Here is a 12048-nt window from a genome sequence, read left to right as displayed (position 1 = left end):
GGTCGGTGTGTAGCGCCAGCACGGACTTCGCGATCCGGTAGGAGTCGAGCTCATCGCTCTTACCCACGCCGTACCGGGCTTTGGCATCCATGCGTCCAGCTTCGACCACGGGGTATTCGGTCGTGGCGATATGACCGGTCAGCACCGCACCATAGGAGGCTGTTCCTTCCACGACCCACAGAGTGTCGAGGTCACCTTTCGTCCACCGGCCGGCCCAGGTCAGGGCCCGTTTGATGCCGGCCCGAGATGTCGGGAAGCTGCCGGTAGCCACGAGGATGCCGGTGTTGGTAATGATCGTGTAGACGTGTTTTCTGGCGTGTGTATCGACGCCGATGAAGAAGTTGTATAAGTGCGCGACAATGGACATGGCGGTTCGAAGCTCCCTGTTTGACCGATAGGTTGTGCGGCCGCTTGCGGCCGGTACCGGTCCGGGATGAGGTCACTTCGGAACAACACTGTGATGAGTCATGCCCCCGGCAAAGGGGCAGACAGCCTTCTGATCAAGTTACCGAGGTGGGCCGAGTCGGTGCCGGCCGCACCACCCATGTGATCGGACAAATCGGCCCGAAGACACCACCAAAAGGGGGTGGGTCACCGCCAGGTTGAGTCACGATCACGGGATGGAGAGGCCAACACCTACTCTGCCAGCCGGTCCCAGACCAGCCACTACCAAGACTCACAGCCGTCAGGTAGCAATTAGGGAGTGGTGCGGAGGGTTCTTGCCAGCTCGCGGCGTTCCGCCTGCTCGGCCGGGTCCGGGACCGGCAGGGAGGCGATGAGGCGCTTCGTGTAGTCGTTGTCCGGTGACCCGAGCACCTGCTCGCCCGTGCCCTCTTCGACCAGCTCGCCGTGGAAGAGCACCCCGATGCGGTCGGAGAGCATGTCGACAACGGCGAGGTCGTGGCTGATGAACAGCGCCGCGAAGTCGAAGCGGTTCTGCAGCTCGACGAAGAGCTCGAGCACCTTCGCCTGCACGGACACGTCGAGCGCGGAGGTCGGCTCATCGGCGATGAGCAGCTCCGGATCGAGCGCCAGACCGCGCGCCAGCGACGCCCTCTGCCGCTGGCCGCCGGAGAGCTCATGCGGATATCGTGCCGCATAAGCCTTCGGCAGCTGCACGGAGTCGAGGAGTTCGAGCACTCGCTGCGACCGGTCGGACGGACTCATCTCCCGCCGGTGGATCGCGAACGGTTCGGCGATGCACTCCCCGATCGACAGATGGGGGTTGAATGAGGCCGCCGGGTCCTGGAACACGAATCCGATCCGTCGCCGGATCTTCGAGAACTCACGCTCCTTGAACCCGACCATCTCGTGCCCGAGCACTTCGAGACTGCCGCCGCTGGCCCTGGTCAGGCCCGCGATCGCGCGTCCGATCGTGGTCTTGCCCGATCCCGATTCACCGACGAGTCCGTAGACCTCGCCGGCCTTGATGTCGAAGCTGACCTTCTTCACGGCGTGGAAACCCGACTTGCCGAACCCTCCCGGGTAGACGATGTCGAGCCCGCGCGCGGTCACGATCGATTCGCGCGCGTCCCTTTTCTTCGCCGAGGCGGTCCCCGCCGAGGTCTCCCTCGCTGAGTCGGTGCGTGGCGAGTCAGTGCCGGCCGCCTCGGGGTCCGTCGTCGACGGATCCCCCGTGGCCGCACCGGTCTGTGCTCCCGCCTCGGCGGCGGCCGCCTTGCGGCTGCCGGCCACGGTCGACCCGATCCGCGGCACAGCGGCGAGCAGTTCGCGTGTGTACTGTTCCTGCGGATCATTGAAGAGCTGCTCGACGGACGAGACCTCGACGAGGTCGCCGCGCAGCATCACGGCCACTCGATCGGCGAGGTCGGCGACGACGCCCATGTTGTGGGTGATGAGCACGATGGCCGTGCCTGTATCGTCGCGCAGTTCGCGCAGCAGGTCGAGGATCTCGGCCTGCACGGTGACGTCGAGGGCGGTGGTCGGCTCGTCGGCGACGATGAGCCTCGCCCCGAGAGCCAGGGCCATGGCGATGACGATGCGCTGCTTCTGCCCGCCCGAGAACTGGTGCGGGTAGTAGTCGAAACGGCTTTCGGCATCGAGGATCCCGACCTGCCGCATGGCCTTGACGACGCGCGCCTTGAGGTCGGCCTTGCTCGCCTTCCTATCGTGCGCGCGCAGACCTTCGGCGATCTGCCACCCGACCGTGAAGACGGGGTTGAGTGCCGTCGACGGCTCCTGGAAGACCATCGCCACATCCCGGCCGCGCATGGCTCGCAGCTCATCGGCGGAGACGTTGAGTACGTTCTGCCCGGAGATGACGATGGCCCCGGTTCGCTGCGCCGTCTCGGGCAGCAGACCGAGGATGGATCGGGCTGTCACGGTCTTGCCGGACCCTGACTCGCCCACGATCGCCAGCACCTCACCGGGCGAGACGCTCAGCGACACGTCCTTGACGGCGTGGACGTCCCCGCCGTCGGTGGAGAAGGTGACGTCGAGACTGTCGACATCGAGGATGCTGCCCGTCGCCGAGGCGGTCCGCTCGAGTTTCTGCTTGCTCATGCCGTGACCTCCGCGGGCTTGACGTTCTTGACCTTGGCTTTGCGTCGCACGCGCAGACGCGGGTCGTTGAGGTCGTTCATCGACTCACCGACCAGGGTGATTCCCAAGACCGTGAGCACGATGGCCACGCCCGGGAACACCGCCGTCCACCACACGCCGGAGGTGACGTCCGGCAGCGCCTTGTTGAGGTCGTATCCCCATTCCGACGCCGAGGTGGGTTCGATGCCGAAGCCCAGGAACCCGAGTCCGGCCAAGGTCAGGATCGCCTCGGAGGAGTTGAGCGTGAAGATCAGCGGCAGGGTCCGCGTGGCATTGCGGAAGATGTGCTTGGAGATGATCCGCGTCTTCGAGGCGCCGAGGACGATCGCCGATTCGACGAACGGTTCGGCCTTCAGCCGCAGCGTCTCGGCACGGACGACGCGGAAGTACTGCGGAATGAAGACGACCGTGATCGAGAATGCGGCCGCGGCGATGCCGCCCCACGCGCTCGACTGACCGCCGGAGATCGCAATCGACATGACCAGCGCCAGCAGCAGGGTCGGGAAGGCGTAGACGGCATCGGCGATGACGACGAGGATGCGGTCGAGCCATCCGCCGATGTAGCCGGAGACGAGTCCGAGGATGACACCGGCGAAGATCGACATGACCACGGCCACGACGATGACGGCGACTGCGGTCTGGGCGCCCCAGACGACACGGGAGAAGACATCGTAGCCGCCGACGGTCGTGCCCCAGATGTGGGTGCCGCCAGGTGGCAGCTTCGACCCGAAGTTGCCCTCGGAGGTGCCCAGCTGGTTGAAGCCGTACGGGGCGATGAGCGGTGCGAAGATCGCGCAGATGAGCACGATTCCGCACAGCACGAGGCCGGTGATGAGCATTCCGCGCTGCAGCCCCACGGACTGGCGCAGATGCGAGATGATCGGCAGGCGGGAGAACCAGGACTTCTTGGCACGGTCGTCGAACGCCACTGCCGGTACTCCGGAGCCGGGAGCCTCCTCGGCGAAGGTCTGGGCCTCTTCAGCCGGGCCCTGGTTCTGCGGGTTGTCTGGAGTGGACATCAGTACCTCACTCTCGGGTCGATGAACGCGGCGATGACGTCGACGAGGAAGTTCGTGACCGCGACGATGACGGCGAGGAACACGACGATTCCCTGCACTGCCACGAAGTCACGGGCGGTCAGGTACTCGGCGAGTTTGAAGCCGAGCCCCTTCCACTCGAACGTCGTCTCGGTGAGCACGGCGCCGGCGAGCATGAGCGCGATCTGCATACCCATGACCGTGATGATCGGGATCAGCGCTGGACGGTACGCATGCTTGGTGACCAGTCGGTATTCGGAGATTCCGCGGGATCGACCGGAGTCGACGTACTGCTGCTCGAGCGTGCCGATGAGGTTCGTGCGCACGAGCCGGAGGAAGACTCCCGCAGTGAGCACGCCGAGCGCGATCGCCGGCAGCACCGCATGGGCGAGCACATCGCCGAGGACCGAGAAGTTGCCGATGCGCAGGGCGTCGATGAGGTAGAACCTCGTCGGGCCGACGACACCGGACATGATGTATTCGGTCTCTGTGGTGCCGCGTCCGGCGACGGGCAGGATCGGCAGGAAGACGCCGAAGACGAGCTTGAGGATCATGCCTGCGAAGAACACCGGGGTCGCATAGCCGAGGATCGCGAGCACCCGCAGCGCGGCGTCCGGGGCCTTGTCACGATGGTAGGCGGCAAGCATTCCCAACGGGATGCCGATGATGAACGCGACGATGAGCGCGTAGAAGACGAGTTCGACGGTCGCCGCTCCGTAGTTGAGCAGGATCGACGAGACCGGCTGCCCGTCTGAGACCGCGGTGCCGAAGTCGCCCTTGAGCAGATTGCCCAAGTATTCGAAGTACTGGACGAGGATGGGGCGGTCGTAGCCGGCGGCATGGACGCGTTCGGCCAGCTGGGCCTTCGTCAGGCGTCCGCCCAGCGCTGCGGTGATCGGGTCACCAGTGATGCGCATGAGGAAGAACACCAGAGTGGTGAGAATGAAGATGGTGGGAATGATGAGCAGGAAGCGGATGAGGACATAGCGTCCCAGACCGCCTCCCGAGGGCTTCTTGACCGCGACCGAGGTCTCGGCGGCCTCAGCCCCTGGTTCGCTGATGGCAGCAGACATGCGTTCCTTATGGGATGTGTTTCGATGCGCACGCGGCAAGGGACACCTCGGCGAGGGTCACTGCAGGTGTACGGAGCTGACCGCGGACGCGCCACGAGGTGCAGGCGGCCTGATCGGCTCACCTGCACCTCGTGTGGGTGATCACTTGCTCAGCAGTGCCAGACGGAACTGGAACGCGGGGTCAAGGGTGTCGTCGACGCCCTTGACGTCCTTGCCTGACACGGCGATCTGGTTGCCCTGCAGCAGCGGCAGGGTCGGCAGTTCGTCGGCCAGCTCGCCCTGGATCTTCTTCAGGGCATCTTCGCGCTTGCCCTTATCAGCGATCGAGGACTGAGCGTTGAGCTCCTTGTTCATCGCCTCGTCACGGTAGTGGTTGGCGAGGAACGACGGAGTCTCATCCGTGTCGTAGAAGAACGGCATGAGGTAGTTGTCGGCGTCCGAGTAGTCCGGGAACCAGCCCAGCTGGTACATCGGGTAGACGTCGTCAGTGCGGTCCTTCGAGTACTGCACCCACTCGGTCGACTGCAGCTTGACCTTGAACAGCCCGGTCTTGTCCAGCTGGTCCTTGACCAGGGCGTATTCATCACCCGAGGAGGGACCGTAGTGGTCAGGGTTGTACTGGAGCTTCAGCTCCACCGGGGTCTTGACTCCGGCGTCCTTGAGCGCCTTCTTCGCCTTCGCGACATCGGCGCCGCCCTTGCCGTCGCCGTATTCGGACTTCAGCGGTTCGTCGGAGCCGGGAAGCCCGTCGGGCACGTGCGAATACAGCGGTGTGAAGGTGTCCTTGTAGACCTGGCTGGCGATCGCCTGACGGTCCACGGAGTCGGCCATGGCCTGGCGAACAGCGAGCGCCTTCTTCTCGTCGGCGTCGTCGGTCTTCGCACCGAAGGGCATCGTGTCGTAGTTGAACACGATGTAGCGGATCTCGCCGCCGGGCCCCTTGTGGAGCTTGAGGTCCTCGTTCTTGCCGAGGTCCTCGACGTCGGTGGCCGAGAGCGAACGCCATGCCACGTCGATGGTGTTCTCCTGGACGTCGAGCTTCATGTTGTTCGCGTCCGAGTAGTACTTCATCTGCACGGTCTCGGTCTTCGCCGGATCGACGAAGCCCTTGTAGTCCGGGTTGGCCTTGTAGGTGATCAGCTCGTTGAACTTGAAGCCGTCGATCGTGTACGGGCCCGCGAAGGCCTTGCCGTCGACGATCTCCTGGTCCTTCGTGACCTTGTCGGCCGAGAACACGTCTTCATCGACGATCGGTCCGGCGGCACTGGCCAGGACTCCCGGCCACGTCTGGTCGTTCTTGCGCTTGAGGTTGAAGACGACGGTCTTCTCATCCGGGGTCTCCACGGACTTCAGGCCGCCCAGCAGCGAGGACGGCCCGTTGGGGTCCTGGATCTTCAGCTGACGGTCGAAGGAGAACTTCACGTCCGAGGAGCTCAGCTCGTTGCCGTTGGCGTACTTGAGGCCGTCCTTGAGCTTGACCTCGTACTTCGTCGGCTCGGTGAAGTCGGCCGATTCCGCGATCGAGGGGTTGAGCTCGGCCGTGCCCGGCTTGTAGGCGAGGATGTACGGGTAGATCTGCTGTTCGACGAGCGAGCTTCCATTGTCGTACGCAGCAGCTGGGTCGAGAGCCACGACCTTGTCCGTGGTCCCGACCGTGAGCATTCCGCCTTTGTCGTCCCCGCCGCCGCCTCCGGTCGTCGAGGTCGAGCAGGCAGAGAGGAGCAGAGCTCCGGCCGCGGCGATGGCCACAGCCTTTGCACCGGTTCGTCGTTTCATGGTGTTCCTGTCTTTCACAAGTGCTCTTCGTGTCTTCTTTGCTCGAAGAGATCCTCACCACATCTTACGGTTCCCGTCCCAAATAGTAAACTGACGCACATGAAGTGATCCAGTTCGCAACGACTTCGCAACAATTCGCCGAGACGACTCAACCGACACAACGGAAATTCCCTTTCCGCATTGGCCGAGACCCCTTCCGGCGTCGCCCCGCATTGCGCCTGCGCCTGCCGCGAAACGCCCCCCGGCCCCGTGAAATCACACGACCGCGTCGACGGCAGCGCCACGGGGAGCCGCCTCGGCGAATGCGATTTGCGTCACCGGTGACAATCGGCTTGACTTATGAGGTGCATCACAGAGAACGCTAGGGAAACTCTCGTGAATCTGGCCGCTCCCCCGCTGGCCGATGCTCTGGCACAGATGCTAGATAAGCAACACCGTGTCGGCGATCCCGGCGCGGAAGAACGAATGGAGAAGCGTGTCCGCTTTCATCGACTGGCTCAACGGGGTTGTGTGGTCATCCGCCCTCGTCTACCTGTGCCTCGGCGCAGGTGTCTATTTCACGATCCGCTCCCGCGCGGTTCAGATCCGTCAGATCCCCGCCATCTTCAGGCAGATGTTCAAGGGCAAGAGCTCCAATGAGGGCGTCTCGTCCTTCCAGGCGCTGGCGATCTCTCTGGCCGGACGCGTCGGCGTCGGCAATATCGCCGGTGTCGCCACCGCCATCGGCTTCGGCGGCCCCGGCGCCGTCGTCTGGATGTGGATCTCGGCCCTCCTCGGCGCCTCGACGTCCTACGTCGAATCCACCCTGGGACAGATCTTCAAGGAACAGGATCCCCGCACCGGTGAGTACCGCGGCGGCCCGGCCTTCTACCTCGAGAAGGCCTACCGCCACACCAAGGCCCGCGGCCTGTTCAAGGTCTACGGCATGGTCTTCGCGGCCGTGACCGTCATCGCCATGTCCTTCATGCTGCCGGGCATCCAGTCCAATGCGATCTCCGGCGCCGTCGAGAACGCCTGGAGCGTTCCCACCTGGGGCACCGCAATCGCGCTCGTCATCATCATGGGCTTCATCGTCGTCGGCGGAATCAAGCGCATCGCTCACTTCGCTTCGCTGGCAGTGCCGTTCATGGCCGTCATCTACATCATCGCGGCCATCGCCGTGACCATCATCAACGCCGACCAGATCGTTCCGGTCTTCGAGCTGATGTTCACCTCGGCCTTCGGCATCGACGCAGGACCGGAAGCGGCCTTCGGCGGGATAATCGGCATGGCCGTGCAGTGGGGCGTCCAGCGCGGCATCTACTCGAACGAGGCTGGACAGGGCACCGGACCGCACGCCGCATCGGCCGCCGAGGTCTCGCACCCCTCGAAGCAGGGACTCGTGCAGGCCGGCTCGGTCTACATCGACACCCTGTTCGTGTGCTCCGCGACCGCCTTCATGATCCTCTCGACCGGTATGTACAAGGTCTTCGACGCAGACGAGACGACGATCATCGGCACCGGTCGCGGTCAGATGGCCGAGGAGATCGCTGCGACTCCGGGCGAGAAGTGGCCGCAGGCGGGACTCGACTCGATGATCCACGGCTTCGGCGCCAGCTTCATCGCGATCTCGATCTTCCTCTTCGCCCTGACCACGATCGTCGCGTACTACTACATGGCCGAGACGAACCTCGTGTACCTGCTGGGCAAGGTTAAGAACACCCTGGTGCTCGCCGTCGGCAAGCGCGTGCTGCAGCTGCTCATCCTCATCGCCGTCGCCGTGGGTGCGATGTCGACAGCAGGCAACGCCTGGGCGCTCGGCGATATCGGCGTGGGCCTCATGGCCTGGCTGAACATCATCGGCATCCTCATCCTGCAGCAGCCGGCGTTCAAGCTCCTGCGTGACTTCGAACGCCAGACCAAGCACGGCCTGGACCCGGTGTTCGAGCCCGAGAAGATCGGTGTGCGCAACGCCGACTTCTGGGATCAGCGCGTGGCGCGGCTCAAGGCCGGCGAAGCGGTGCCGGAAGGCTGATGCCCCGCGCGGTCGGCTGCCTGCCACCCGGCAGGCGGCCGACCGGCAGGCAGGCCATTCGGCAGACTACTCGTCCGCCGACGCGAGGGACAGACTGCGAGGCCCGGGACAATGGCGTCCCGGGCCTCGTGCCATTCACAGCGACGCACAGAGCAGCGGCCGCCGCCCGGAATCTGGCGACGGCCGCTGTCGGTTCGCGGGGCAGACTCTGCTGCCCTCCGGCTCACCATCCGAGCCCGCTGAGCTGGCCGAGCCGGCTGAGCTGGCAGTCCCAACTGAGCCGGCTGAACCTCACTTCTTCAGGCTGGTGCCTGCCGAGCCGAGATTCTGGCAGGCTTCGACGATGCGTTCGGCCATGCCTTTCTCCGCGGCCTTGCCGTAGGAGCGCGGGTCGTAGAGCTTCTTGTCGCCGACCTCCCCGTCGATCTTGAGCACTCCGTCGTAGTTGCGGAACATGTGCTCGACGACGGGACGCGTGAAGGCGTACTGGGTGTCCGTGTCGATGTTCATCTTCACGACTCCGTGGCGGACCGCCTCGGCGATCTCTTCTGCGCTCGAGCCCGAGCCGCCGTGGAAGACGAGATCGAAGGGAGTCTTCTTGCCGAACTCGGCACCGACCTTCTCCTGAATCTCGCCGAGGAGTTCGGGGCGCAGCCTCACATTGCCGGGCTTGTACACGCCGTGGACGTTTCCGAAGGTCAGAGCCGTGAGGTAGCGGCCCTTCTCGCCGGTGCCCAGCGCGCGGGCGGTCGCCAGCCCGTCCTCGACGGTGGTGTAGAGCTTCTCGTTGATCTCGTTCTCGACGCCGTCCTCTTCGCCGCCGACGACGCCGACCTCGATCTCGAGGATCGAGTGAGCTACCGCCGAGAGCTCGAGCAGCTCCTCGGCGAGGGTGAGGTTCTCGTCGAGGGGAACGGCCGAGCCGTCCCACATATGCGACTGGAAGTAGGGCTCGCCGCCGTTCTTGACCCGCTCGGTCGACTCGGCCAACAGCGGCTTGACCCACGCTTCGACGGCGTCCTTCGGAGCGTGGTCGGTGTGCAGTGCGATGTTGACGTCATAGCTCTTGGCCACCTCGGCGGCGAAGACGGAGAACGCGATCGCACCGCGCACGCGGTCCTTGACCGTCGGGCCGGACATGTATTCGGCACCGCCCGTGGAGATCTGCACGATGCCGTCGGATCCGGCCTCGGCGAAGCCGCGGATGGCGGCGTTGATCGTCTGCGAGGAGGTGCAGTTGATCGCGGGGTAGGCGAAGCCCTGGGTCTTCGCGCGGTCGATCATCTCGGCATACACTTCGGGGCTGGCGATGGGCATGTGCGCTCCTAGGTCGATGGGTCGGTGTACTCGTTCGCCACCAGCCTACTCGTTCCGACTTGCGCCGCAGAAGCCGCCGACAGCGGGGTCCGGGATCTGCGATGAGATCTGGTACGACAAGGGCCCGTGTGACCGACTCGCAGTCGGTCACACGGGCCCTCGATCCGTCGGCGGCGCAATGTCCGTCGACGGTGCCGTGTCAGTCCGCGGGGGTCGACGTCCCCTTGTCGCGGCCGGACTTGCGCAACTCCCGGGTTCCTCCGGAGCGCGACTTCATCCGATCGCCGATGCCGCGAGTGCGCGTGATTCGGTAGTCGATGCGCTCATCGACCTTGTCACCAAGGTACTCGTCGAAATCATCGGCCAGGTACTCACCGACCTGACGGAACCGCGCGGCACGCTCAATCGCCGCCGTCCGCTGCGCCTCCTTGCCGAAGGCCTTGAGCGTGGACACGCAGACGAGGACGAGGATGATGCTGAACGGCAGCGCCGTGAGCAGCGACCCGGCCTGCAGCGCTCCGAGTCCGCCGGCGATGAGCAGACCGATCGCCAGTGCACCCTCCATCAGCGCCCAGAGGACACGCGACCACAGAGGCGGGTTCGGGTGGCCGCCCGAGGCGAGCATGTCGACGACGAGCGAACCCGAATCCGACGAAGTGATGAAGAAGATCGCCACGACGATGATGGCGATGACCGACATCACTGCGCCCAGCGGCAGGTCTCCGAGCACGTCGAAGAGGACGCGCTCGGCCACGACGCCTTCGTCCGGGTCGACGAGGTCGCCGGTGCCGAAGATCTGACGGTGGATGCCGGTGCCGCCCATCACGGAGAACCAGAAGAAGCCGACGATCGACGGCACGAGGAGCACACCGGCGATGAATTCGCGCACGGTGCGGCCACGCGAGATGCGGGCGATGAAGACGCCGACGAAGGGCGCCCACGAGATCCACCAGCCCCAGTAGAACAGGGTCCAGGAGGAGTTCCACTCCGCGCCTTCGTCACCGGTGTAGGCACCGATGTCGAACGTCATATCGAAGACATTGGCCAGATACACGCCGATCGACTCGACGAAGTTCTGGAACAGGAACAGAGTCGGCCCGAGCACGAGAACCGTGACGAGGAGGATACCGGCCATCGTGAGGTTGATGTTCGACAGCCACTTGATGCCGGCGCCCACACCCGAGACCACCGAAGCGGTGGCGAGGAAGGTGATGATGACGATGAGGATGACGAGGAACATGTTGTCGTACTCACCGACGACGCCGATGTGTTTGAGTCCGGCTGAGATCTGCTGCACGCCGAGCCCGAGAGAGGTGGCGATGCCGAAGACCGTTCCGCAGATCGCGATGACATCGATGACGTCACCGGCCCACCCCTTGACGAAACGTCCCAGGAGCGGTTCGAGGGCCCAGCGGATCGACAGGGGGCGACCACGGCGGTGGATCGCATAGGCCAGTGCCATGCCGAGTACGGCGTAGAGCGCCCACGGATGCAGACCCCAGTGGACGAAGGTCTGGGCCATGCCCAGCTTCGCGTCGTCGATCTCGTTGTCGGGCCATCCCGGCTTCGCCCCGGTCGTGGCGTAGGTCAGCGGTTCGGCGACGCCGTAGAAGACGAGGCCGATGCCCATACCCGCGGCGAAGAGCATCGCGAACCACGAGAAGACGTTGAATTCCGGTCGGTCGCCATCCTTGCCCAGCCGGATTCTGCCGTACTTGGAGAATCCGACGACGATGGCGAAGACGACGAACAGCCCGACGACCAGCATGTAGTACCAGCCGAGGTCGGCGACAACCCAGCCCTGCATCGCAGAGATCACGTCGCCGGTCGACGTCGGGAGCGCGATCGCCAAAGCCGCGACGGCGACGATGATGATCAGCGCTGGCCAGAAGACGGCCGGGGCGATCATGCCCTTGCCGATGCGCACACCTTGGCGGCGCAGCTTCTCGGTGATCTCCGCATCGGAGTCGCCTTCGCCGATGTGCAGCTTCTCCGGAAGATGAAGCGCTACGGGGTCGGGTTCGCCGATGAGATAATGTTCGGTTTCGGACGGTGTGGAGGCGGTCGTATCGTCGGCACCGGTGGTTGGTGCCGAGCCCGCCTCAGCGGTCGCGCCGGCCTGCTGGCCGGTCGCGGAGCCGTCGTCCGCGTTGGGGTCGCTCATAATGCCCTTCGCTTCGAGTCCAGATCCGTCTATCTACTTTGCCGCAATTCACGGACTGCTTCAACGTCGCATTCAGCTTTCCCCTGCTATTTTCGCAGTTTTCAT

At 64.7% G+C, this 12048-nt stretch carries 8 protein-coding genes; 1 reads left to right on the top strand and 7 read right to left on the bottom strand.

What is annotated here, in order from left to right:
- From BI49514_RS14510 to BI49514_RS14490, 5 genes are all read right to left on the bottom strand, one after another.
- Window positions 1-367: IS110 family transposase (locus BI49514_RS14510; protein ID WP_145996232.1), on the bottom strand; the 367-nt coding region annotated here is incomplete at its 3' end.
- 329 nt (window positions 368-696) lie between these two features.
- On the bottom strand, window positions 697-2523 hold the full coding sequence (locus tag BI49514_RS14505) for a dipeptide ABC transporter ATP-binding protein (protein ID WP_101547181.1): 1827 nt from the start codon (window positions 2521-2523) through the stop codon (window positions 697-699).
- Complete coding sequence (locus tag BI49514_RS14500) at window positions 2520-3581, bottom strand: ABC transporter permease (RefSeq protein ID WP_244195243.1); 1062 nt, start codon at window positions 3579-3581, stop codon at window positions 2520-2522. The genes BI49514_RS14505 and BI49514_RS14500 overlap by 4 nt, the downstream gene beginning before the upstream one ends.
- Window positions 3581-4672, bottom strand: a complete 1092-nt coding sequence (locus BI49514_RS14495; RefSeq protein ID WP_101547180.1) for an ABC transporter permease — start codon at window positions 4670-4672, stop codon at window positions 3581-3583. Before BI49514_RS14495 ends, BI49514_RS14500 begins: the two co-directional genes overlap by 1 nt.
- A gap of 141 nt (window positions 4673-4813) precedes the next feature.
- Entirely contained in the window at window positions 4814-6448 is a 1635-nt protein-coding gene (locus tag BI49514_RS14490; protein ID WP_101547179.1) for an ABC transporter substrate-binding protein, read from the bottom strand.
- 475 nt (window positions 6449-6923) lie between these two features.
- On the opposite strand from BI49514_RS14490, the gene BI49514_RS14485 reads away from it, so the two are divergent.
- A complete protein-coding gene (locus BI49514_RS14485) occupies window positions 6924-8462 on the top strand; it encodes an alanine/glycine:cation symporter family protein (protein WP_101547178.1) in 1539 nt (512 codons plus the stop codon).
- A gap of 291 nt (window positions 8463-8753) precedes the next feature.
- On the opposite strand, the gene fbaA is transcribed toward BI49514_RS14485, so the two are convergent.
- Together fbaA and BI49514_RS14475 are read right to left on the bottom strand one after the other, a co-directional pair.
- Entirely contained in the window at window positions 8754-9779 is a 1026-nt protein-coding gene (gene fbaA, locus BI49514_RS14480) for a class II fructose-bisphosphate aldolase (protein ID WP_101547177.1), read from the bottom strand.
- A 199-nt stretch (window positions 9780-9978) separates the two neighbouring features.
- On the bottom strand, window positions 9979-11943 hold the full coding sequence (locus tag BI49514_RS14475) for a BCCT family transporter (RefSeq protein WP_101547176.1): 1965 nt from the start codon (window positions 11941-11943) through the stop codon (window positions 9979-9981).
- Between the last annotated feature and the right edge of the window lie 105 nt (window positions 11944-12048).

Origin of the sequence: Brevibacterium iodinum ATCC 49514, from assembly GCF_900169265.1 — a bacterium.
Taxonomy (GTDB): domain Bacteria; phylum Actinomycetota; class Actinomycetes; order Actinomycetales; family Brevibacteriaceae; genus Brevibacterium; species Brevibacterium iodinum.
The sequence above is the reverse complement of the archived record's forward strand: the minus strand, read 5'-3'. Positions and strand labels throughout refer to the sequence as shown.